23 protein-coding genes are annotated in these 25,369 nt (G+C 38.1%); 2 read left to right on the forward strand and 21 right to left on the reverse strand.

The genetic code is table 11. The annotated features are described in order from the left end of the window. The first annotated feature begins 4 nt into the window (after positions 1–4). Positions 5–4,606, forward strand: a complete 4,602-nt coding sequence (locus M9949_09835) for a translocation/assembly module TamB domain-containing protein (GenBank protein ID MCO5251703.1) — start codon at positions 5–7, stop codon at positions 4,604–4,606. Position 4,607: 1 nt separating this feature from the next. Here M9949_09835 and M9949_09840 read toward each other — a convergent pair whose 3' ends face one another. Next, positions 4,608–5,402 carry a DNA/RNA non-specific endonuclease gene (locus M9949_09840; GenBank protein ID MCO5251704.1) on the reverse strand — a complete coding sequence of 265 codons (795 nt, stop codon included), beginning with the start codon at positions 5,400–5,402 and terminating at the stop codon, positions 4,608–4,610. A 165-nt stretch (positions 5,403–5,567) separates the two neighbouring features. On the opposite strand from M9949_09840, the gene M9949_09845 reads away from it, so the two are divergent. Further along, complete coding sequence (locus M9949_09845) at positions 5,568–6,686, forward strand: isocitrate/isopropylmalate dehydrogenase family protein (protein MCO5251705.1); 1,119 nt, start codon at positions 5,568–5,570, stop codon at positions 6,684–6,686. A 72-nt stretch (positions 6,687–6,758) separates the two neighbouring features. Here M9949_09845 and M9949_09850 read toward each other — a convergent pair whose 3' ends face one another. The 20 genes from M9949_09850 to ccoG all read right to left on the reverse strand — a co-directional run bounded on the left by M9949_09850 (position 6,759) and on the right by ccoG (position 25,344). Next, entirely contained in the window at positions 6,759–7,217 is a 459-nt protein-coding gene (locus tag M9949_09850; GenBank protein ID MCO5251706.1) for a hypothetical protein, read from the reverse strand. Positions 7,218–7,310: 93 nt separating this feature from the next. Continuing rightward, positions 7,311–8,663, reverse strand: coding sequence for a c-type cytochrome (locus M9949_09855; GenBank protein ID MCO5251707.1), 1,353 nt, complete (start codon positions 8,661–8,663; stop codon positions 7,311–7,313). A 23-nt stretch (positions 8,664–8,686) separates the two neighbouring features. Further along, positions 8,687–9,586, reverse strand: coding sequence for a protoheme IX farnesyltransferase (locus tag M9949_09860; protein MCO5251708.1), 900 nt, complete (start codon positions 9,584–9,586; stop codon positions 8,687–8,689). Positions 9,587–9,610: 24 nt separating this feature from the next. Beyond that, the gene (coxB, locus tag M9949_09865) at positions 9,611–10,297 is read right to left on the reverse strand and encodes a cytochrome c oxidase subunit II (protein MCO5251709.1); all 687 of its coding nucleotides are present in this window, start codon (positions 10,295–10,297) and stop codon (positions 9,611–9,613) included. 10 nt (positions 10,298–10,307) lie between these two features. Next, positions 10,308–10,616 carry a cytochrome C oxidase subunit IV family protein gene (locus M9949_09870; GenBank protein MCO5251710.1) on the reverse strand — a complete coding sequence of 103 codons (309 nt, stop codon included), beginning with the start codon at positions 10,614–10,616 and terminating at the stop codon, positions 10,308–10,310. A gap of 9 nt (positions 10,617–10,625) precedes the next feature. Continuing rightward, positions 10,626–11,279, reverse strand: coding sequence for a cytochrome c oxidase subunit 3 family protein (locus tag M9949_09875; protein MCO5251711.1), 654 nt, complete (start codon positions 11,277–11,279; stop codon positions 10,626–10,628). Further along, positions 11,269–12,915, reverse strand: a complete 1,647-nt coding sequence (ctaD, locus tag M9949_09880) for a cytochrome c oxidase subunit I (GenBank protein ID MCO5251712.1) — start codon at positions 12,913–12,915, stop codon at positions 11,269–11,271. Before ctaD ends, M9949_09875 begins: the two co-directional genes overlap by 11 nt. Beyond that, positions 12,908–13,699: an SCO family protein gene (locus tag M9949_09885; protein ID MCO5251713.1), complete on the reverse strand. Its 792-nt coding sequence runs from the start codon at positions 13,697–13,699 to the stop codon at positions 12,908–12,910. The genes ctaD and M9949_09885 overlap by 8 nt, the downstream gene beginning before the upstream one ends. After that, positions 13,696–14,652 carry a cytochrome c gene (locus M9949_09890; protein ID MCO5251714.1) on the reverse strand — a complete coding sequence of 319 codons (957 nt, stop codon included), beginning with the start codon at positions 14,650–14,652 and terminating at the stop codon, positions 13,696–13,698. The genes M9949_09885 and M9949_09890 overlap by 4 nt, the downstream gene beginning before the upstream one ends. An 18-nt stretch (positions 14,653–14,670) precedes the next feature. Then, positions 14,671–15,000 carry a hypothetical protein gene (locus M9949_09895; protein ID MCO5251715.1) on the reverse strand — a complete coding sequence of 110 codons (330 nt, stop codon included), beginning with the start codon at positions 14,998–15,000 and terminating at the stop codon, positions 14,671–14,673. Positions 15,001–15,015: 15 nt separating this feature from the next. Then, the gene (locus tag M9949_09900) at positions 15,016–15,867 is read right to left on the reverse strand and encodes a hypothetical protein (GenBank protein MCO5251716.1); all 852 of its coding nucleotides are present in this window, start codon (positions 15,865–15,867) and stop codon (positions 15,016–15,018) included. After that, positions 15,864–17,003: a DUF3341 domain-containing protein gene (locus tag M9949_09905; GenBank protein ID MCO5251717.1), complete on the reverse strand. Its 1,140-nt coding sequence runs from the start codon at positions 17,001–17,003 to the stop codon at positions 15,864–15,866. The genes M9949_09900 and M9949_09905 overlap by 4 nt, the downstream gene beginning before the upstream one ends. Next, a complete protein-coding gene (nrfD, locus tag M9949_09910) occupies positions 16,996–18,345 on the reverse strand; it encodes a polysulfide reductase NrfD (GenBank protein MCO5251718.1) in 1,350 nt (449 codons plus the stop codon). The genes M9949_09905 and nrfD overlap by 8 nt, the downstream gene beginning before the upstream one ends. 49 nt (positions 18,346–18,394) lie before the next feature. Continuing rightward, positions 18,395–20,842 (reverse strand): 4Fe-4S dicluster domain-containing protein, encoded by a 2,448-nt coding sequence (locus tag M9949_09915; protein ID MCO5251719.1) that lies wholly within the window; start codon positions 20,840–20,842, stop codon positions 18,395–18,397. 100 nt (positions 20,843–20,942) lie between these two features. Beyond that, on the reverse strand, positions 20,943–21,605 hold the full coding sequence (locus tag M9949_09920) for a TAT-variant-translocated molybdopterin oxidoreductase (GenBank protein ID MCO5251720.1): 663 nt from the start codon (positions 21,603–21,605) through the stop codon (positions 20,943–20,945). Next, on the reverse strand, positions 21,605–21,781 hold the full coding sequence (locus M9949_09925; protein MCO5251721.1) for a hypothetical protein: 177 nt from the start codon (positions 21,779–21,781) through the stop codon (positions 21,605–21,607). The genes M9949_09920 and M9949_09925 overlap by 1 nt, the downstream gene beginning before the upstream one ends. A gap of 31 nt (positions 21,782–21,812) precedes the next feature. Then, complete coding sequence (locus M9949_09930; GenBank protein MCO5251722.1) at positions 21,813–22,385, reverse strand: cytochrome c family protein; 573 nt, start codon at positions 22,383–22,385, stop codon at positions 21,813–21,815. Between the two features lie 309 nt (positions 22,386–22,694). Then, a complete protein-coding gene (locus tag M9949_09935; GenBank protein ID MCO5251723.1) occupies positions 22,695–23,411 on the reverse strand; it encodes a sulfite exporter TauE/SafE family protein in 717 nt (238 codons plus the stop codon). A gap of 6 nt (positions 23,412–23,417) precedes the next feature. Further along, complete coding sequence (locus M9949_09940; GenBank protein ID MCO5251724.1) at positions 23,418–23,864, reverse strand: FixH family protein; 447 nt, start codon at positions 23,862–23,864, stop codon at positions 23,418–23,420. 13 nt (positions 23,865–23,877) lie between these two features. Further along, positions 23,878–25,344, reverse strand: a complete 1,467-nt coding sequence (ccoG, locus tag M9949_09945) for a cytochrome c oxidase accessory protein CcoG (protein ID MCO5251725.1) — start codon at positions 25,342–25,344, stop codon at positions 23,878–23,880. Between the last annotated feature and the right edge of the window lie 25 nt (positions 25,345–25,369).

Consider the following 25,369-nt stretch of genomic DNA (forward strand, 5'->3'; position numbering starts at 1 on the left):
AGTGATGGTAGATAAAACTATAGATAAAAAACCAAAAGGTAAATTCGGCACATACGTGAAACGGATAATTCTAATCTTTTTGTTGTTTATAATTATTGTGCCTATCACAATTATCACATTAGCACAATTCGAGTTTTTTCGTTCTTATGCCCTAAAGACTATTCTGGGATATGTGAATGATGAACTGATAGCCGAAATCCATGCGAAAGACTTGAGAATAAGTCTGACAAAGGGATTGACGATATATTCGGCGTCGCTTTATACTGATGGCGATACATTAGCATACGTAGATGAAATCAACCTTAAGTTCGATATATCATCTTTGCTCCAGAGCAAAGTTTCCGTAAATTATCTCAAGTTGACCAACCCAACAATCAAACTACTACGTAATTCGAAGGACAGCCTTTGGAATTATGACAAAATCGCCAAGCCATCTGACACACCATCTGATACCACACCAAGCAATTGGCACATTAGCGTAGATAAGTTAATCATGGAAAACGCCTTCTTTATTATGTACGATTCTACTTTAGTAGAAGACACAGGCAAAAAGATTGATTTCAACCATATGGCATACGAATCTTTGAATATGGAGGCTCGCGCAGAAGCAATTTTGGATAAGAACACTTTCCGATTGAAAATGAAATCAATGTCGGCGAAAGAATTATTTAGCGGATTAACATTCGAAAATCTTGCTTTCGATGCAAAAGTCTCACCCGATGAACTAACTATAGATAATTTGGATTTCAAATCAGCTGAATATAAAATTGATGGTGATTTGAAAATGACAAATTATAATGTATTCGGTATTGAAGAACCGATTTTAGATTCGGCACATTTTGACATTGATATTGAAGTTAAGCAAATTGACCAAAGATTCATCGAATATTTTTCGGAATTACCAATAACAATCACAGGTAAACAAGATATTAATATCGAATCAACGGGGAATCTGAATAATCTGAAAATCGCAAATTTGTATTATGACAATGGCGAATCAAATATCAATGCAAGTGGGACTTTATATGGGTTGATAGACTCTGATAATTTCGCATACGAATTGAATCTTGACAATTCCATGATTCAAAGAGCCAATTTGATTCAGATGTTGCCCGATATGGCTCTTTCCGAACTTCCACAATTTGGGATAGTCCAATTTGACGAGTTATTTGTGAAAGGCAGTGCTGACAGCGTTTTTGCAAATATGAATCTTAAATCAAATTTGGGAAATGTGAAAGGCAGTGCCGGTTTAAATTTCGCGAGAGCTTTAATCTATTCAGCAAATGTTCAGTTTACACATCTGAATTTAGCTAAAATTTTGAATAATCCCCAATATTTGAGTGATTTGAATGGAAGCGCAAAAGTTACCGGCAGAGGCACTGAAATATCTACTATTTGGGCTACCGGAGATATGCAACTGGGGCAATCTAAGTTCTTGGGCAACGATATTAAAGACCTTGCTTTGAAATTTAATGCCGATGGAAATAGTCAGATTGTAATTGAAAATCTTCAGGCGAATTTGCATCGCTCCTCGATTTCAAGTGATGATTTTAGTGAATTTGATATTTTTGATGACAGCTTTATGCATGTTACTGCAACAGGTTCAGTAAATTTGTCGAATATTGACAATCCATCCTACAAGTTGGATGCCAAATTTGAGTCCTTGAGCTTCGCGAAATTAATGGATAATCCTACATTGCCAACACATTTAACCGGAACTGCTACAATTGAAGGCATAGGCATTCATCCAGATTCATTAGCCGGGAAATATAATATCCAATTAAATGAAATTCTTTTTACGGACAGAGCACTAATGCCATTCGGAATTGATTTGGAAATCAACAAATACGAAGACCGCAATGAGTTGGTATTGAACTCCGATTTTTTCGATGCAACTTTTTCAGGGCAATATAATCTGGGTGAACTAATTGATGTTTTAGCATATCAAGGCACTTACTTGGGTGATTTTATCAACGCTAAAGTTATGTCATTAGACCCTGATTTGCGAGAGGTGCAAGACACAACGATGATTTTTGAATTAGAAAAAATTGCTTCATTCCCGACTATTAACGGTAGATTTAACGCCGTTGTAAAGGATATTTCTCCGATGAATGCATTTATCCAAGACATGAATCTCTTCTCAAAAATGGAAATAAACATGCAGGTAATGTCGTCAGATTCATCTCTTTCAGTATTTATTGACACTTTGAAAATTGATTATTTAGACATAAATTTGCCCGAAATAAATATCAACTTACGTGACATAGAAATGGATGGGCGGCTTGTGTCAAACTTGAAAGATTCACTTCCGGTATTTGAATATTTTGATTTGAAAGTAAGACAAAATGGCATCAGCAAGATGAGTGATATTACAATTGACAGGTTCAATGTTGATTTGAGATTCGATGGAGAAGATATAAACTTTAAAGTTTTGACGGCTATAAATGGCAACATGGGTGTTGTGTCGAATGGTAAAATTGCAATAGCGGATGAAAGGTTGAGATTTAGTATTGATTCATTGCAATTCTTTTACGAAAATACATTCTCTTGGCATTCTAAAGAACCTATTGTGATTGAAACTTATGAAAATACTATTGATATAAAAAAGTTTGTCATCGGGCGTGGCGAAGCTGAACACATTGAAATTGTAGGAGCTAAAAAAGGTGATGATTTAGACAATATCATGATTACAGTATTTAATTTCCCTGTCCAAGACATTATGATGTTTGCTGATGCTGATATGAAACAACAGTTTTCAACCTTGAAATTCAATATAGATTCGATGAGAATTAGCATCACCAATGATGTTTTCAGCCCTATAATCAAAACTGAACTATATAGTGACAGCATATCGATTAATAATCAATATATAGGAACTCTCAAGGGTGATTTCCTGTATGACAAAGACAACATCACAGGAACAGCACAATTATTTCATGAATTAGGCGACGAACCAATAGAGTTAATGAATTTGCAAATCAATTATTTACCGATATACATAGGACTCGATTCATTAACCGGCGAACAGCAAAGGCAAAAGAAAAGTGATATTGTTCTTACGACGCAATCATTCCCATTAGAATTTTTATCGCCTTTTGTCCCGGGTTTGAGCGATATACGCGGTAGAGCCGACATCAATTTAAAACTTGGAGGCATTTTGCATGAAAAACCTGTTTATTCGGGTAAAATTAAGACCAAAGCAATCAGATTCAGAGTAGATGCCATTAATATGGAATATAACGCTATGACTGAGATTTATATAGATAATTCGCGAATTTCGATAGTTGACTTGAAGCTGCAGAACGTTAATTATGATGCCAGATTCGGTAGGCTCGGCAAAGCCGAAGTATTGGGATTTATAGATTTAGACGATAAATTCCAGCCAACGATGATAGACGTTTCGATAACTGCCGATAGATTGCTCGTGCTAAACGACAATACATCATTGAGCATGCCTGATTTGTACGGTGATTTCATTATTTCGACAGATGCAAACCCGATTCATTTCTCAGGTACATTACAAAAACCAAATCTCTCGGGCGATATAAATGTCATATATGCAGAATTGTCTATGCCATTGTTAGAAAAAAAACAAAAAGTACGTACTCAATTGGAATATGAAGTGATTGATAGTGTTCATCGTATTCGTACCATAACCAGACCTGATACTATGACAGTAGAAGAAGTAGTAGAAAGCGACTTCCAAAAAATAGGTTCTGTTTCCGAACAAAGCATAGCTGATTTAATCAATTATGATTTGCGCATTAAAATCTTGGGGCAATTTACTGTACTCATGGATATGAATTTGTTGGGTGAATTATATGCCGAAGTTGGAACTCGCGACCGAAATACTCAATTAATATATCAAAAAAATAGAGATTCCGACGAAGCAAGACTATATGGAGACGTTATTGTAAAAGAGAATTCGACCTTAAAGTTTTTCAAACAATTCAGAACATCAGGGTCAATACAATTCCCTACAGGTTCGATTGAAAATCCATCGCTTAATTTGGAAGCATCACATTCGGGCACTATGATTGAAGACGGTGATAACCGCAGATTTGAGGTAAGGATGAAAATAACCGGAACGAAAGATTTACCCATTATCAAATTTACATATTTTGTTGATGGTGTGGAAGCCACTGGTTCGGAAGAACAAATCAATGAAAATGCCTTGTTTCTGCTTGTAATGGGACGAACTAAGACCGGCACTGATGCCGCTTCCAACGACTTGCTGACTGAAGGAATGACTTCGAGTTTTACAAATTTTGCAAATAAGGCGCTGACCGAAATGTTAATGACTACCGGAGTAATCAGTAGCGCCGAGCTTGATTTCGCAGGTAACTCTGCGAGTTTCGAACAAGCGAATTTGAGAATTTCAGGTCAAATTCTCGGAGGTATCAGTTGGACTATTGGTGGTACAATCGCTGATTTGTCTGCAAATAATGAAATTTCTATTGATATTCCCGCTTCCGAATTCCTTTCCAATCCTTTTTGGTCTAATTTTATATTGCAAGTTACCAAGGCTACTACTCAAAATACTACCATAATTACTCAAGATGCCAAAAACTGGGAAGTCAAAATCAAGTTTGGAAATAGTTGGTAAATCATCTGAATATCCAATCGCAATTATTTGGATTCTCAATCATTTCTTGCAAATGATAATCCAATAGATTATAAAAATCTAACCCTGAGCGAGCTTCAATTTCACGTACACTGACACAATAATCGGCTAAATTTTGTGATGGATTATTTATTTGGTCAAATATAAAAGCCGCAACTAATATGTTATCATTTGAATCAAAGCTGGTTATGATTTTCCAATAGCCGCTTGGTATTACGTGCTCTTCATCGGCATGTGGCAATTTGGGCATTTGTCGCTCGTAAAGCGGTCCGGTCATGACATAGATTTCTTTGAAATCTGCAACAATTCTTCTTTCCAATTCTTCAAGATTTTTCCAAATACCCTGATTCAACTTAGAATTTTGTGGAGTAATATTAGATAAATAATTAGTAGTATGCCAATCTCGGTTCCCTTTGAAATTGGCAAGTGGAGCTTGGTGTCCCCTATCAGTCTTCAATGCTGCATTCGCACCTTTGTAATCATCAGGTTCGAGTGTTTCAACATCATCGAGCCAAGGGTCAGCTTTCCAAACCCGCGAAGTTGAAACATTGCCGTTAATTGTAGCCGAATCAAGATAGTAGCACACCCAATCGGCAAATTTTGTTGAATCGTTACTACTGAGTGCGTAAGAATCTCGGATAATTAAATCATTTGTAATTGGCGACCCAATCGGATAACCATATATGAAATGCTTGCAATGAATCTCGTAATATTGTGACTGAAGTTTGACGAAAGCCAAAATGAAAAAACATGCTGTTAAAATTGATAATTTCGACATTTGATTAGTGTTTATTTGAACAAAAATTCATGTTTTAAAATGCTAGAACGCTTACTAATGATACGATTTCACTTTAATATCCAAAAATAAACCGATATATTGCACTTGCATTTTATGCAATTTACGAAAAAGTTTTTATAATAATTTGAAAAATGGAGAAGTAAGATGAAAACTTACAAAATAGCATGGTTACCGGGCGATGGCATCGGTATAGAAGTGTTAGAAGCCACGAAAATGGTCTTAGACAAATTGAATTTCCCTGCTGAGTATATCCACGGAGATATTGGATGGGAATTTTGGCGTTCCGAAGGAGATGCATTACCCAAACGTACAATTGATTTGCTCGGAAATGTCGACGCCGCAATGTTTGGAGCAATTACCTCGAAACCGGTCAAAGAAGCCGAACAAGAATTAGTTCCCGAATTACGCAACACAGGATTGGTTTACAGGTCGCCGATTGTCCGCATGAGACAAACTTTCGACCTGTTTAATTGCTTCCGCCCTACTAAAGCTTACAAAGGCAATCCACTGAATTTCAAAGACGATATTGACATCGTTGTCTTCCGGGAAAACACAGAGGATTTGTACGCCGGCGTTGAATTTAGCCCTGTACCGAAAGAACTTTCAGATACTTTACAAAAGTTGAGCAAAGCATTTTCGGCTTTTGCCCATTTGGATGGCGACGATTACGCAATTTCATGTAAAATCAACACAAAAAACGGTTGCGAAAAAATCATCAGAACAGCATTTGAATTTGCTAAAGAACACGGACGCAAAAAAGTAACTGTCGTTCACAAAGCAAATGTTGTTCGTGCAACTGACGGCATGTTTTTGGAAATGGGAAAAAAAATTGCAGCCGAATATCCTGAGATTCAATTTGACGAGGGCAACATAGACGCAATGACTATGTGGTTGCTAAAAAACCCAGAAAGATATGACGTGCTCGTTGCACCCAATCTTTACGGTGATATAATTTCCGACTTGTGCGCTCAAATGGTTGGCGGATTAGGCTTTGCATGTTCGGGAAATATCGGGAAAAAATTAGCAGTATTCGAGCCAACTCACGGTTCGGCTCCTAAATATGCGGGTGAGTACAAAGTAAACCCAATTGCTACAATTTTAGCGGCGAAATTAATGCTTGATTGGTTAGGCGAAAAGGATATGGCAGCCAAAGTCGAAAAAGCTGTCGCACAAGTAGTCGAAGAAGGCAAAGTACGGACTTATGATATGGGTGGCAGTGCAACTACATTAGAAATGGCGCACGCAATTGCTGATTGCATCTAAAACACACATTTAAACAAAAAAAAAGTGTCATTACGATTTCTCGGAATGACACTTTTTCGTTAAAAAAGCAACTTATTTCTTTTTGCCTTTTGATTGGGCTGGTTTGCCAATATCAGAAGCACCTGCGATACTTTGAATTACACCTTTTTGTTTTCCGGTGATAATTCCGGCTTTCACCATATCATTTGTCAAGTGAGCAATACAGCTAACAAATTTGCCATGATTGTTGTAATTTTCTTCGAGACAAGCTAATATAGAGCAGCTGATTGGTTCGCCGTTCACAAGAACTTCACTCAAATCAATACCAAGTGCAGCTTCAACATCGGCTAAGAATACATTCCATTGTTCGTTATCAGTCGGACAAGGGTCTTCAGGCACGACTTCTTCTTCGTCGTCGTCATCACCCCAATCATCATCGCCATCATAAACTACTGACGGTCTGTCATTGTTATCTTGCCATTTGGTTGAGTTTTGTTCGCAACCGGAAAACACAAAAGCAAGAACTAATAAGATTAAAAGTAAATATTTCATAAATCACCTTTATAAAAATGAGAAAATGTTTGATACAAAGATAAGAAATTTTCTTTTAAATCACCCAGTATAAATACTTATTACAAAATATAATTACTTAGTTGAATACTTCTCGAGCAAATATTCAGAAACAGCTTTGGCTTCCTGCGGCGTCAAACCTTGATTTGGCATCGGGGGCCATTGCGGATTGACAGGCTTAGGATTTTGTATAAATTGCACCAATGCTGCCAAAGGGTCAGCTTGGTCTAAATATTTTTGAATGATACTCTTATGAGCCGGAGCTAAAGGAGAATCCTCCTCGCGATGGCACGCGGCACATCTTCCGGTATAAATTTCCTCGCCATCAATCGGTGCAGCTTCGATTCCGAGACTTGCCAGAAATTCTTCTTTATGCACTTTGTACTCTTTGTCAAGAACAAGTACGTGTGCTCTATTTCCTACGCTGAAAGCAGCTTTGTCAATAAATGCCATCAAGAAAAATACGACTATGAATGAATAAAATGCATATCTGATGTAGCTATTCTTATTGCCTTTTAGGACTAAGTAAATTTGTTGGAGGATTACCAACAATAGTAGAAGGCTCAATAAAATAGCAGCAAATATTTGCGGATTTAGCGAAGTTTTGGGTATAATGAATAATGATGCAACAATGAAAAGTGGCAAAATCAATCCGGCTACTAATGCTAACCATAGATTAAAATTCTTAGCATACTCGGCATATTCTTCTGCGTAATTCTTTCTTTCGGCATCCCAATATAAATTTCTGAAGACAAATGAAACTGCGGTAAATGCTAAAGCCGCAGTAATAAATTGTAAAAATTTCAAAATTGATGCTGTCGAAAATAATACTGTCAATGAGTTTCCATACCACCACGAATCAGGATTCATAGCAAATGTAACTGCTCCGACAAATATCCACATGCTAATAAACAACAATACCACTGACCATGTGCCTGTCATTCCTTTGGTAGTGTTAGTGGAATGATTCAAAGATTCAATCTCGGCAGACACTTCGTCACTTTCGCCAACTTTATTTTTCAAAGCTGAAAATAATAGGCTCAGATGTAACGATTTTTTATATTTATGAACCAGTAATACCGATATTAGATAAAACAAGAATGCCAATGCCAGATATGTGACGATTGCCACAGGTTGCTTATGAAGCAATTGAGTATAAATGAAAATGATTGATAATAGCGGAACAATCCCGAGACCGAAGGAATAAATCCAGTTATCGGTTATCAAATCTGCATAATCACGCGATAATTTTGCATTATTATCAGTTGCTTTTTTACTCTTGTTTCGGAAATATACCGACAATGTCATGCTGCCGAATAAGACTCCCGAATAAGCAAGAAAAATCGTCAACCCGAGAATCAGAAAATAATTCAATAGGTTCAAATTATAATCGGGTTGCGGTATAACAAGTTTGTCCAAAAATTCCATTTTATCAGCCTCGAATTAGATTTTCAATTAATGAATTTATCAACTGAAAGTAAAACAACTACAAATAATACATAAACATTTATATCAACAAAAGCAAGTTTTAAATTGAATTGCTTTTCCAATTTTACAACAAGTGAGCGAGTTCTCCAGAGCAAAATTCCACCCGCTAAAAGCAAAAGCAAATTTGTAAATACGCTATGAGTAACACCAAAGAATGGTATCATCATGCACGATGCAGCCAATGCTCCAATCCAAACAAAGGTAATGCGCTTTAATTGCTCATTAGAAAAATATCTCGATGGAGTCGGAAATCCCGCTCGGCGATAATCATTATCATAAATGAGCATCAAGAACCAAAAATGCGGAATTTGCCACACAAAGAAAAAGACCATCAATGACATTAACTTGGGGTCAGCAATGCCGCCACCTGCTGCAACCCAGCCAATTGCAGGAGGCAATGCTCCAACAATCGAACCCGGGAAAATTGCAAATGCGGTCAGCTTTTTGAGCGGTGTGTACATGAGATTGTAAGAAATAAGTGCCGCTATGCCAAGAAGAGTCGCCAGAGGATTTGTGAAGACAATCAAAATCAATAATCCTGACATCACCATAGCTAAAGCCCATGCAGCAGATTCGCTGACACTCATTTTTTGCTGAGGCAAAGGACGATTCTTAGTTCGAATCATCAGAGCATCAGTTTTGACTTCTTGCACATGGTTAAAAGCTGATGAACCACAAGAGAGAATGAAAATGCCAAGCAAAGTCATGAGCATTTCAAATCCTACCGAGCCACCTGCAAGTATATAACCTACCGTGCCGGATATGGCAACAAAAAAGGTTATCTTAACTTTGCTCAATTCGGCAAGAATTTCGATTTTCGACCTAATGATTCCGCTTATATTATTTATTTCTTCTTTAGACATTGATTTTATTTTAATTTTTAAAAACTATTTTGCAATAACTTCTGCTTTAACAGAATCTTGCGGTGTAACGGAATCTGTTTCAGTTTCATCTTTAATTTCTTCTTCAGGCATTCCAATCAGAAGCCATTTGTCGAATTCGCTATCCTCGAGAACGTGCAGCTTAGTGTACATTCTGGAATGATTCAAACCGCAATATTCGGCGCAAGCAATGTCGAAGGACCCTGTTTTGGAAGGCTCGAGTATAATGAATGTGCTTATCCCGCCTATAAGGTCCTCTTTGAGCCTGAAAGCCGGAATATATAAACTGTGCAAAACATCTCTCGAAGTCATTACAAGCTTAGTTTTTTGGCTCAAAGGAATGTATAAGGTGTCGGTTTTTTTGCCATTAGGATATTCGAAATTCCATCCCCACATAAAACCATAAACTTTTACTTCGTAAGCGCCCTCCGAATCGGCTCGAAGTTTTTGGTAACCTTCGTAACCATACCAAAACATTATCATAACAATAATAGTAGGTATAACAATCCAAATAATTTCGAGTAATACGTGCCCATGAATTTGTTTGGCAACAGGATTTCTTTTTCTACTGTAGCGAAAAACAAAATAAATCATGGCAAAGGTAATGCCTAATAATAGCACAACTGAGATGCCAACAATCAAAAGCATTACAAAATCTACATTTTGAGCATAATCTGATGCAGTTTCTAACATGTTTTGTTCCTTATCTTAAGAATACGTCCAATGCTGTCAAAACAAAAATCACTAAAAGAACCATAATCACTCCGGCAATAAACAACTTAAATAACAAATCTTCAAACTTAATGTGCATGAAGTAGTTGATTACGAAACCGGATTTGATTGCAGCTATAAACATTGCAACCAAAAGAGTGTAATTCCCCAAATCTAATCCTGCAATCGCAATTGTGATTACCGTCAACGAAAGTAGAGTAATCCAAATCATAACATTGATTCCATATCTTGGGTCATGAGCGTGAGCTATTTTGCCTTCATTTGTATCTGTATATGACATTTGTACCTCTTAGTGCAATAAATAAAATAATGGGAAAAGGAAAATCCAAATTAAGTCAACAAGGTGCCAATAAAGTCCACCGTTTTCGATGAGAGCAAATCTATCGGGGCTGACCTTGCCTTTGACAATGAAAACCAAAATAAATCCAAGAATAATCATCCCAATAATAACGTGAAGCCCATGCAAGCCTGTCATAGTAAAGTATAATCCGTAAAAAACTTTCTCGCCTTGCGATTTGAGTGCTAACTCTTCGCCACCCGGGAAAATTCCGTGTGCAAATTTATCGGACCACTCAAAATATTTCACCACAAGGAATCCAAAAGCAAAAACTATCGTCGTAATTAGCCAATAAATTGATGCTTTAATTTTGCGACGTTGCAAAGCTACGATGGACAATACCATAGTCAAACTACTTGTAAGCAGAATGATAGTATTTAAGCCGCCCATCCATATCTTTAGGCTTTTTGCTGAAAGCTGAAATTCCGGAAAATACTGATATCTATAAGCCATATAGAGCAAAAACAATCCGCCGAATAAAATAAGTTCGGTAAAAAGGAACAGCCACATACCAAGCTTGGAGCCGTAGTCGTCTCTCAAGTCATGAACATGCTCGTGTCCGTGTTCCTCTCCGTGGGTTGCATTTGTAGTGCTATTAGTTGACATTCTTAGTTACCTCATCATAATGTTCGTATTCGTAAGGACCATATTTCACAGTTGGGATTTTCTTAAAATTCAATAATGGAGGTGGCGAAGGTACTGTCCATTCCAAAGTCATTCCACCCCAGGGATTATTTCCGGATTTCTTGCCGTTTTTCAGTCCAAGGAACAAATTGATAAACATGAGTAAAATACCTGCTATCAGCACCCACGAACCAACTGTCGCAAACTGGTGCATTCCTTGAAATTCGGGCAAATAGTCATAATACCTTCGAGGCATTCCTAAATATCCGAGTATGAAAAACGTAAAATATAACATATTGAATCCAACCACCATTATTGCAAGTGCAATATTGGCGATTTTAGTATTATACATTTTGCCAAACATTTTCGGGAACCAATAATGCAAAGCTGCAAAGAAAATAAATATCGTTCCGCCAAACATAACGTAATGGAAATGGGCAACAACAAAATATGTATCATGCAAATGGACATCTGTAGCTAATGAACCGAGTACTAATCCGGTCAGACCACCAATTGAAAATAAGAAAATGAATGCCATCACATATAGAAATGGTGTTTCTGCCTTAATCGAGCCTTTGTACATAGTAGCGACCCAATTGAAAATTTTAACGCCCGAAGGCAATGCCACAATGAATGTCAGGAATGAATAAACCCACCGCGATTCGTCGCTCATACCCGATGTGAACATATGATGTCCCCATACTAAAGTACCGACAAATGCAATGGCAATAGACGATACAGCGATTGCACCATAGCCGAATATTGTTTTTCGAGCAAATGTAGGAATAATTTCAGATACTACACCCATCGCCGGCAAAATCATAATATATACAGCCGGGTGGGAATAAATCCAGAATAAGTGCTGAAACAAAATCGGGTCACCGCCCATAGCAGGGTCGAACAATCCAACACCGAACATTCTTTCTACAACAACCAATAAAATTGTAATACCGATAATCGGAGTTCCGATAATTTGAATCCAAGCAGTTGAATACAAAGACCAAATAAAAAGTGGCATTTTGAAGAAAGTCATACCGGGAGCTCTCAATCTATGCACAGTAGTTACAAAGTTCACACCTGTTAAAATTGACGAGAATCCCAGAATAAATGCAGCCATTAGCGGCATAATTACTTCTGTTCCGGTTCGCAAACTATATGGTGCGTAAAAAGTCCAACCTGTATCAATAGGTCCGCCACTCAAAAATAGTGAAGCAACTGCCAATAATCCGCCGATTGTGTAGAGATACCACGAAAATAGATTCAGACGCGGAAATGACACGTCCTCTGCCCCAATCTGAATCGGGAGAAAAAAGTTTCCAAATCCGGCAGGAATACCGGGGATAATTACCAAAAATATCATTATAATGCCATGCAATGTAAACAGAGCATTATATGTTTGCGGTCCCATAACGTCTTGCCCGGGATTCCACATTTCAAGTCGCATGAAGAAACCAAGCGTCATGCCGACAAGGAAAAATAAAACCATCGAACCAAGATACAATAGACCAATTCTTTTGTGGTCAACGGAAAGCAACCAACCCAAAATACCGGAATGCTTCCCTTTGTACTGATAAAAATTCACATAATCACCACTGGTGTTTACTGTCGAATCAGACATTCTCTTCTCCTTTACTTACTTTTTTTGTTCTTCCTTTTACTAATAAAACCACGAAGAAAATACCTACCCCAAGAAAAATCACAGTACCGGCAACCTTGTTAAAATTGAAAACATAAGTCCTGCCCTCAGGGTCATAGCTGAAGCAATATGCAAGCATCTTAGAAATCGGTGGGGCTGATATGCCCTTTGATGCTTCGATAACAGCTAATTTAAAATCAAAAGGCGAATAGTCAGTACCCAATAAATATCGTGTAATTTTGCCATCAGGTGCAATCATTATCAATGCACCGGCATGAACGAAATCGTCTTCGCCGTCAGGTATATATCTGAAACCGACTGCATCGGTGATTTTTGCAATATTAGTGCTGTCTCCTGCCATAAAAATCCAATCATCCGGTGAAATCGGACGAGTCATACCTGCTATATAATTCGCTTTCCATTTTTTGGCGTCCTCGTGATTTTCACGCGGGTCGAAACTAATTGTCAATACTTTGTAATCTTTGCCGGGTTCAATAGCCGATTTGTCAATGACTTCGCCGAGACTATTGAGCAAAGGACTGCAAATCCCCGGGCAATGATAATAAACTAATGATAGAACTACCGGTTTGTCTATCAAATCTTTCAAAGTTCGCTTGTATCCTTCCGAATCAACAAACTCCAAATCCAATGGTAGATAAGTGTCGAGTTTCTTTTCATGCTCTATACCGACTTCGATTTTGTCTTCTACTGCAGAAGTCAAGCTCAAAGGCAATACAGCTATTAAAAATGCTAAAAAATATTTCATGATTGTGACTGTAGATTAAGCCTGTTACGGGCGTTTAATAAGAATGAATGCAATGTTGTAAGTTCGTCTTTAGTCAGTCTCAATGTCGTTGGTCTGAAACCATTGTCGTTAATTGTAGAGCTAATTTCTTTGATAAATGCACCGGTTCCACTTTGCCAATTTTTGCCATTAACAAGTGTAGTTGATGCTTTTTCCTTATTGCTTATTACTTTATCTAATAAAGTAGCCATATCGCCTTCAACAGTATTCAATTCGTTAGTCAATTGTTCAATTTTAGTCTTATTGTTACTATATTCCTCGTTCATTTTGGTCATAGCCATCGAAACCGAAATTTGGTTTGATGTAACTTTGCCTTCGGAAAGAGAATAAGTCAAATCTAAAGTTTCCAAATCTGAATCGGAATCCTTAGGAAAATCAGTCATCAAGGAGTGCATATAATGAATTAGAGCAAACCTATCCATAACCGTCAAATAATTATACGATACCATTCCTGTACCGGGGATTCCTTCTTCCAAAGTCTTCCACATTTGCGATAGTTTAGCACCATTTTTCCATCCTTGCAAATCAACTAAGTTACGAGGTTTTGGATTCAATCCTGCACCCGCAATTCCATCGCCTTTGCCTTCATTTCCATGACACGACGAGCAATTTGCTTTGTATAATTCGGCTCCTTTGGCAATCATTTCGGCATTGGGAACACTGATTTCCTTAACATTTACGCCTTCCATCATCGCACCTTTTTGAATCGCAATTTCAGGTGCAACAGTATCGCGAGCAAGCAGTTGTTTTTGTTGAGTATTTAAGAAAGCATGGTCAAGATTGAATACCCAATACATTCCGACGACAATAATCAGCATAATTAAATAAGGATAAACAATAGCAAACAATCTTAAAGGATTTTTCAAGAAATCCTTGTAATTTATCTCATCTTCGGGTCTGAATTTATTTTCCATTTTTTATTTCCTAATTAATTAAAGATGAAATTCCAAACCTTTTCTGAATTTCGGGTCGCCAATTGGCATGAGATTCTTTTTACCCGCAACAAGGCTGAATACAACTATTATTACACCAAGTACCAAAATCGGCACTGTAAACTCAAACCAACTATAAACCGGTGCGTGAAGTTCAGTTTTCTTAGTATATTCGGGCATAATCACCCAATACAAATCATAATAATGAGCAATGAATACCCACACAGCAATGATTTTCAGGCGGAAAGGATTGCTCTTTGAAGGTCTTGTGACAAGAGCCATATAAGGAATTAAAAATCTGATGAAAATCAATCCGAGAGAAATTGTCATCCAATCGCCACTGCGTTACAAATACCACATAGTTTCATCGGGAATATTTGCATACCATATCAACATGAACTGGCTGAATGCAATATAAGCCCAAAAATTAGTAAACGCAAACATCAAAGCACCAAAGTTGTAATAATGGTCTTCGTTTAAATACTTGCTCAAATATCCGTTTTCGGCTAATGTTATAGCTATGAAAGTCAGAACTGCGAGTGCTGCAAGCACAGAGCCGGCAAAGTAATATACACCAAAAATTGTCGAGAACCACTTTGGCTCCAAGCTCATCAACCAATCCATCGCCACAACTGTAATCAAAATGGCGAAAATTGGCAAAAAGATAGCTGAAATCTTGGTTGACCATTTTTTCACATCGGGATTGCCCGTTTTGTCCTGTTTCAACGAACGTCCTACAAGTAGGAAGTAGAATAAAAACATGAACAAAAAGACAACTATATTTCTAATGACGAAAAATGACTCATTCAAGTATGGAGACTTATTTTTGATATATTTGTCGGAATCCATAACTACAGGATTTAGCCAAGCAAATACTTGGTCAAGGTTCAAAAATAATGGCAATGCTATCAATGGAGTTGCGAACAAAACTGCTGCAATAATTTCCGTTAGTCTTCGGAATGGCACGCTCCAATCAGCACCCACGATATGCTCGAGTGCAATAAGGAATAGCGAACCAAATCCAATGCTGAATACCATCATTAAAACAATTATCAAATTGTATGAAGCGCGTACATTGTCGATTGAAAAAGCTAAAACTGTCAGAGCAACACCAATCAATAATAATGACCAACCAATTATTGGTAGTTTAGCCGGCAAAGGCTTTCTTTCGTATAAAACTATATTATCGTTACTCATTGTAAATCACCCTCCTGAGCATTCAAAGCTCTTTGTAAAGCCCTGACATACAGTACGATTTGCCATTTTTCATCTTCGGTTAGTTGTTTATCGTATGAAGGCATAGTGTTTTGCCCTACTTTTATAATATGATACAAATGCCCGTCAGTCCAATCTCTAACCCTGTCTGTATGCAAACTTGGCGGATTGGGGAATTGACCGTTCAAACGAGCAACCCCGTTGCCATGATAATCGTGACAAGGACTACAGAATGTATTGTATTTACGTTTTCCGTTTTCAAGGTTTTCGGTGCTAAATTCCATTGGATTCACAAGGAATCTTGAAGCAAGCTCAACACTATCTTTATAAGGATATGGTTTGAATCCGCGAGCCACAGTTCCTTCGACAGGAGGTCTCATCGAGAATCCGTCATCAAAAAATGTAGAGACTTTCATCGCTGTAATTTTTTGTTGGTCCATCATCCAATTGAATGGTTGCATGAACATCAATTTATTCAGAGTGAAATAAGTAATCGTAATTACTAACACTGAGATTACTGCCAATCCTGTCAAGAATTTGGGTTCCAACAAAGTCAGTTTTGCATTAATTTCATCATTATCGAAATAAATCGCTTCAACATTTGTACCGCCAAGGCTTGCAAGGAACGCTTTAACTTTTTCCAAATCAAAATTAGGGTCGGCAGCTTCGATGGTTACGCCATATTTATCCGACGATACTTGTTTCATATACTCAGTATCGTGCAGAGGGTGACTGTTATTAGGAAATTTGAAAAATATAACAATCATAGCCACAACAGTTGCAACCGACGCAAGTAATACAGTTATTTCGAAAGTAACCGGAATAAATGCAGGCAATGGAAAAGTAGGTTTGCCGCCAATATTAAGAGGATAATCTACCGACATAGTCCAATACATCAGCAATAATCCAGAAGCAGCACCAATTACTCCAAGTACGAAAGCAAAATAGCCCAAAGGAGAACGCTTCAATTTCATAGCTTGGTCCATACCGTGAACCGGATATGGAGTATGCACATCGAATTTCTTATATCCTTCCTTGACTACAGCTTTTGCAGCTTTGATAATATCGTCCGGAGAATGGAAAATCGCAGTTACCGAATGTAAAATTTTATTATCCATTATGCTCGTCCTCCTCGTGATGACCTAATTTATGTCGAGTAGGTTGAGAACCGGCAACAACACTTTTTACTTCAGCGATTGATATAACAGGCATAGTTCGTGTGAATAATAGTAATAATGTAAAGAAGAATCCAAAGCTGCCGATTAACAAGCCAATATCATAAATTGTTGGGACGTAATATGCCCAGCTCGATGGCAAATAATCGCGAGAAAGTGAGGTAACCGTAATTACGAATCTCTCGAACCACATACCAACGTTTACTAATATTGCTACTACAAACATGAATGGAATATTTCTTCTTAGTTTCTTTATCCAGAAAAATTGAGGGAAAATAACGTTGCAACTTACCATTATCCAGTAAGCCCAAGTATATGGACCGAAGGCTCTATTCAAAAAGGCGAATGATTCGACTTCGTGACCGCTATACCATGCTATGAAGAATTCCATACCATAAGCATAGCCGACCATCATACCTGTGACGATGATTACTTTGTTCATTTTTTCGAGTGTATCAAGCGTTACGATATGTTCCATATTGAACACTTTTCGGATAATAATCAAAGCATTTTGAACCATTGCAAAGCCCGAAAATACCGCACCCGCAACGAAATATGGCGGGAATATAGTTGTATGCCAACCCGGGACAATCGAAACGGCAAAGTCGAATGATACAATCGTGTGAACCGAGAGCACAAGTGGCGTTGCAAATCCGGCAAGCACGAGATACATCATTTCGTAATGTGACCAATGGCGATTTGAAAATCTCCAACCTAAAGATAGAACTGAGTAAATTGCCTTTTTGATTTTTGATACGACTGTGCTGTTTTTGAGTCTGTCACGCATTGTAGCGAAATCAGGAACCAAGCCCATATACCAAAAGACAAATGAAACAGTAAAATAAGTTGAAACAGCAAAAACGTCCCATAACAATGGTGAAGTGAAATTCACCCACAAATTATGTTGATTGGGGTGTGGCATCAAATAGCCATCTAACCAAGGGCGTCCGACGTGAAGAAGCGGGAAAAGCCCTGCCGTCATGACCGCAAAAATCGTCATACCTTCGGCAAATCGAGCTATACCTGTTCTCCATTTTTGGCGGAAGAGGAACAAAATCGCAGAAATAAGCGTACCGGCATGACCGATACCCACCCAAAATACGAAATTGATGATAGCGAAGCCCCAACCTACGGGATTGTTAACACCCCATACGCCTAAACCTCGATAAAATGCGACTGCTAACGAAATAACACCAATCATAAGCAATGTAAGAGTGAAGCCGATTGCAATAAAAAACTTAATATTCGGCATCTCATCCATTGGCTTGATGATGGTAGCATCAATCTCTTTGAGTGTAGGCTTACCTTCTATTACAGAAACTTCATGAGTAATATCAGTGGCCACTGTGTGTATCCTCCATGTTTGTGTTCCTCAATCTTGAAATGTAAGTAACGTTGGGTTTGACCATTATCGTTTCGAGAACGTGGTAGCCCAAACTATGATTGCGTAATTTCGATACTTTAGAATTCGGGTCATTCATATCTCCGAATATAATTGCATCTGAAGGACATGCTTCTTGACAAGCTGTCACTACATCAGAGCCTTGAATTTTCTTGCCCTTAATATTTGCTGCAGAACGAGCCTCTTCGATTCTTTGCGAGCAGAATGTACATTTTTCCATCACACCACGCGAGCGGACTGTCACTTCGGGATTATTCAATAATTCGAGTGTGTCCTTGCGATAGTAGCCGTCTTTGAAATCGTTACGGAAATCAAAGAAATTATATCTTCTAACTTTATACGGGCAGTTGTTGGCACAATATCTCGTACCGACACAACGATTATAAGTCATTTGGTTCAAACCTTCGGGGCTGTGAGTAGTAGCAACTACCGGGCAAACGTTTTCGCATGGAGCGTTATCGCAATGTTGGCAAAGCATAGGTTGCACACTTGTAATCGGCTCATCAGGAGTGCCGCTGAAATAGGTATCAATCCGCATCCAGTGCATTTCGCGACCTTTGCCGCATTCTTCTTTGCCCACAATCGGAATATTATTTTCGACATTACAAGCTGTAACACAAGCACTACATGCCGTACATTTGTTCATGTCAATAGCCATTGCCCATTTAACACCCGTATATTCTCTATCGGGGTACATGCTATGGCTTTGGTATTCGTGATGTCCCAAAAGATGGGTTTTCTCTGTTTTTAATGCTTTTTCGTAAGCTTCGCGGTCGTCACCGAATTCATTTTTGAGTCGCGTTTTTGCTTCTTCGAGCTTATCTTCAAATTCCACATAAAATGGAACTGTATATTCTTGAATTATATGGCGCTTGTAATGGAAATCCTTTACGAATTCTTCATCAAGCGAATGATGCTCTTGGCTGGAAATCAATTCATATTTTTCGCCGGCTTTAGCAACTGATGCACCGGAATAGATTTTATTTCCGCTTTTATTCATCAAAGTATAAGCATCAAAACCGACACCTGTCCCAACTTCTCCGCCTCTTGTTCTGCCGTAACCAAGGTCAACGGCAATCACATCATCAACCATTCCCGGTTGAGGCATTATTGGAAGTCTGAGTGTTTTGCCATTCACGGTTAAGTCAATCATATCGGAGATTTTATCCAATTTGTCCAAACCGTAGGCTACATCAAGTTTTTTTGCAGTTGCTGGTGACATCATTGCGCAATTGTCCCAAACGACCTTTGTAATCGGATGCGGCACTTCTTGCAACCAGCCATTATTAGCATATTGACCGTCGCCCAGATAATGTGGCTTAGTCAAAATAACCGTAAAGCCTGATTTGCTCAAGGAATTTTGAGTAGCCGATAATGTAGCTGCATTGAAAACGGCACGAGGAATTCCAACTTCATCCCAAGTGAAAATGCCATCGTGCAAACATGAATACCAAAATTCATCATATGAGCTGAAAGTATTGGCACTTGGGAAAACTTTTTGCTGCCAATGTGCTTTGATAAATTGATGATAAATATCATGATGGTATTGCGAATAATCATCTGCCATCCAGTTGAGCAGGATTGCTTCTTTTTGGCGAGAATCGAATATCGGTGCGATAACAGGTTGCTGAGTGCTCAACACACCATTGCGGAGCATGAAATCACCCCAAGATTCGAATTCGTGATTGACAGGCAAAATGTAGTGACTGCCTTCAGAAGATTCATTTTCGAGGTGAATCATCGAAACCACTGTCTCAACGCTTTTCAATGCGTCTGTGTAACCAAGTTCACGAGGCAAATGATATGCAGGATTTGAATCAAAATGAATCAAAACACCGACATTTCCGGATTTCATTTTAGCACTTAATTGTGCAAAATCTGCAATCGTGTTAGTAGGTCTGTGCAAAACTTCGTATTTGTCCGAATAAACGTTTGCGACGCTTCCAAGAACTTCGTTCAGCAAATTCGCTGCTATATGACACTCTTCAGGAAGGCTGTTTCCACAGACGACAAGTGTCTTAGTTGGGTGATGTAAAATGTCATCAACCATCGAAGCCAACTTATCAGCATGTAAACCATATTTTGAAGCAAAATCAGAAAGATTATACTGTCGAATTTTTGACATTGCCGAATCGTCTAAATTTGCTGAAGATTGCGATTTTTTGACTGCAATTTCATTAATCAAAGCCATGATAAAATCATACTGATACTCTGGAGAGAGTTTCAAACGATAGTCTGAATTTGCACCTGTTAGACTGTAATTTGCTTCAACAGTATATAGCTTATTGAAATTTTTAGCATTATCAAAATCGCGTCTTGAAGTATATTTTTTGATTTGTTCGACTGTAATTCCTTCTGTGCCGAGGAAATCACATTCCAAGCTACGATTACATCAGCTTTATCCCAAGCAATGACGGGAAGATTTGTATTGCCGTAGCATTTTCTCCCAAGCACTCAATTTGTTTTGATTACCAAACACTTCATAAGTTAAACTTAGCAGTTGGATATTTCAGTACAAATTCATTGAACAATTTTTCTTGCGAAGGAGATTTGACCGAATGTGCAATAATGGCAATTTCCTTGCCCGATTGAGACGCAGCTTTCAATTTTTCGGTAATATCTTTATCAATGCGTTCCCAATCAGTTTTGGGCATCTCATCTTTGTTGAGAATCAGCTTGCTATCTGATTTTTTGACCGGATAACGCACTCTTCCCGGGTCGTACAAGTCGAGCATTGCAGCTTGAGCAATAGCATCAACTTTGCCCGCATTAATAGGATGCTGAGGATTGCCGTCCACTTTAATAGGGCGACCTTCTCTCGTTTTGATTAAAATACCGAGCCCGCTGTTGAGAGATGATGCGTAATAATTAGCATGACCATACACCACTCCCGACGGTTTTTTATTATACGAAATGATTTCGCCTTTATCAGGATAGTCTGTACAAGCAGTAGCCGCAAAAGCCGCAGAAGCACCAAGCACAGCAAGGAACTTTCTCCTTGATTTATCGGGGAGTGCATTCAAATCGAAATCGTCCGTGACTCCCTTTTGGAATTCGTGGCGAGTGCTTTCGATACTTTCGGGTTTATTAGCCAATAGATTCAGACTTTTCCAAAATCGAGGTTTAGTAGCATTATTATCCATCAACCATCCCCTTTTATGTTTCTGTTTACAGCAAGAGGATGAATTACAACCTTAGGATTGGGTTGAGTTTCCGTTTTGCCGTTTTTAATAAATTTCACGGGTAAAACATTAAGTGCAAAAACGCCAAGAGCGCTTACACCTATAGAGTTGAAAAATTTTCTTCTTGTGTTACTCATATTTCCCGATTCTTAAAAAATTTTACAATCATTAACGATGACAAGCATTACAATTATCAGGTCCTTTATTTACAAATCCGGTCATTTGTGGCATACGTTTTTCCGGTTCGCGATGGCAATCCAAACAAGAGCCCATCGTGAAGGAATGAACTTGGCTTATTACATCCATTTCGCGAACATCGCCATGGCAATTAGCGCAATCTATACCATTGACAACATGCGAAGCATGGTTGAAATAGGCGTATTCCGGCACTCTATGGATTCTTTTCCATGGAATGGGTTTACCGTCTTTATAATATTGGGTTAACTTCACAATTTCCGGGCTATCAGTTTTTGCGACTGCATGGCAATTCATACATACATCAGCTGATGGTATTGTAGCATGACGAGACGTCTCGACACTTGTGTGGCAATATTGGCAATCAATCGCCATATCGCCGGCATGTACTCTGTGTGAGAATTTTATGGGTTGTTCCGGAGCATAACCGACGCCGTCTCTTTCGGGCTTAGCCACAAAATACGTAACGGCAAATGATGTAAGTATAATGAATACCGTAAACGGTAATTTTACTTTCAGTGCATAATCAAGTACAGTCTTTTTCACTACTCGCCTGCTATTATTAGTGATGAATAATTAGGTTTGGAATCGGTTTCAACATGTCCGATAAAGAACATTTTAGTGACAACTTCTTTCATTTTCGTAACAAATTCCAAAACTTTTTCCTTTTTTAACAAACTTTGACATGCAAAATAAGACACAAAATTATTTTAAACAAGACTAATTTTAAATTTATTTTTCATATCCATATGTTCTTAGTCATAAATAACACTGTAACACAGTATAAAATAAAGATTTTGTGAATAGACCAAAAACCAATTTCAAACATAAAAAACTTTTCCACAATAATCAAATTTAATGACAACAAGATGCTTCGCCCGATAAAACTGTTTCCGGGAGTACCGGACTTATATATGGAATATCGAGAGCCAATCCACGAAGAATCATTAGAATTGCCACTAAAGCGACTCCGTATGGAATCAATTTATTTATTTTTTGTCTTATATTGATCGAGATGAGGTTTTTTGAAATGAAGATTGCAGCCATTACGGGAAGAGTCCCGAAGCCAAATGCAGCCATATAAAACGTAGATGTGACGACGTCGCCAGCTGCAAAGGAGCCTGCCAATGCGATATAAACCAAGCCGCACGGCAAGAGCCCATTAAGGATTCCGATAAAGAGCAAAGATATTAGGCTTTTAGATTTCAATAGCTTCTGGAATTTGAGTTTTATAGTTGAAACAAAATAACTAATTTTTTTAGTGTCGTTCAATCTTGAATAATATTTTCTTGGAATTATTACTCCAAGCAAAATTAAAGTTCCAACGACCAATGAAAGTTGCTCTTGGAAGCCCCCAAGTTTAAACGAAGCCCCCGCTAAACCAAGTATTAGCCCCATGATTGAATAAGTTATCACTCGTCCGAAATTGTAGATGAATCCTTCGGAAAAAATTGAAAATTTTGTTGTTCCTTTATGCGGGATAGCCAAAGCAATTGGTCCGCACATACCAATACAGTGCATACTACCAAGCACACCAAGCATCAATCCGGCGCCGATTAGAGTCCAATCCATAGTCTATCAATTAAAAATGATTATTTGTTCGTTGTAATAGTTAGTGTCGTTCATAGTCCAATCAACTTTTACTTTCCAAAGTCCTTTGTTGAATGATGCGGTATTTATGATTTGCATCATTTCATTATTAGGTTGAATTGGAATTTTAACATCGAGCTTAGAATTATCCGGTCGAAACATCAAAATCGAGCCTGAAATAGGATATTCCAATGAATCGGGATATTTCAGGACAACTTTATTTTCGATATTCGATATAGTGATTTGCTCTTTGAGTGCTTTTGTTCGCATTACTTTGTCAATTTGTTGCTGGAAAACAAGGTCATGGTCATAATAATTTTCGACCACCAAATCAACTTTATCTTGCGAAACATAAACCACTAATGACACAAGTAGCACCACAAAAGTGATGTAAAAAGCCGTAATTGCGAAAGCCCAATTTCCATATATTTTCATATTTTCTTATTCCTCATTTCATGCCGGGTGCCGGTCCAGTAAAGCCTGTATTTACAGTTTGAATTAGTTTGTCGCCGGAGTAAACTCCGATTTGGATGTTATTCCGAGTGCCGGTAACATATTTTCGGGGTAATTCCAAAATAAAAGTTGCATCGGTCAGCCCTTCAGCAGGGACGTGCAGATGGTCTTTCCCAATAATTTGAATCGTTCCGGGAATATCCATTAATTTCAACGAAAAATCCATAGGTTTGAAAGTCTTGTTGATAATAGTCGCAGTGTAAACGTTGGCAACTCCTGTTTCAGTATTTTGGTACATCGTACCTTTGACTTTCAAAATTGTGGCTTCGATATCGCTTCTGTTGAGCATCAAATATGCTACTAAGCCTGATAATAACAGCAGCACAACGCTATAAGCCATAATTCGTGGAGTAAATTTGAACTTTGTGCCTTCAGTAATTTGCAGTTCAGAAGCATAGCGAATCAGATTCTTTGGTTTATTGACCTTCAACATCACTTCGTCACAAGCATCAATACAAGCAGTACAATTGATACATTCAAGTTGGGTGCCGTTTCGGATGTCAATTCCCGTCGGGCAAACTCTGACACAAGCACCGCAATCAACGCAATCACCGGCATCTTCAGGCATATTTTTCTTGAATTTCATTCGCGGCTCGCCACGTTTGAAATCATATGCGACTACGATTGAATTTTTGTCCAAAAGCACGGTTTGGAGTCTGCCGTATGGGCAAATAAATGTACAGGCTTGCTCACGAAACCACGAAAAAATGAAGTAGAAAGAACCCGCGAAAAATATAACGAATACAAATGAAGTCATATGCTCCGCCGGTCCTTCGGTCATATATTTTTGTAACTCATCAATACCAATTATGTATGCTAAAAATAAATTACTGATGATGAAGGAAAGCAAAATGAAGATAGTCTTCTTCAGCCCCCTTTTGAAGATTTTGTTTGCATTCCATTCAGAGCGCGAAAGTGCCATTTGTTGCTTGTAATCGCCTTCTATCCAATATTCGATTTTACGAAAAACCATCTCCATGAATATTGTCTGAGGGCATGCCCACCCGCACCATATTCGCCCGTAAACAGCGGTAAAGAGGACAACAAACACAATGAAAGCCAGAAATGCAAGAGCGAAAATATAAAAATCTTGGGGCCAAAAAACGATACCGAAAATGATAAATTTGCGTTGAAAAATATCAAGTAACACGAAAGGTCTGCCATCTACTTTTATAAATGGCAGCACAAACATAAACACTAATAAAACGACAGCTACGACCGAGCGCCATTTAGTATAGTCGCCTTTGGGCTTTTTGGGATAAATCCAAATGCGGTTTCCTTTTTTATCAATATTTGATACTCTATCCCGAAAGGAAACGCCTGTTTCAGTTATGAGTTTATCCGTATCGTCGGGATTAATCGCTTCATTGCCGACTTGTTTCAACTCTTTAAAATCACTCATTTTTTTGCTTCTTTATAAATAGCGA

The sequence above is a fragment of the Candidatus Kapaibacterium sp. genome (genome assembly GCA_023957315.1).
In the GTDB taxonomy this organism is placed as follows: domain Bacteria; phylum Bacteroidota; class Ignavibacteria; order Kapaibacteriales; family UBA2268; genus PGYU01.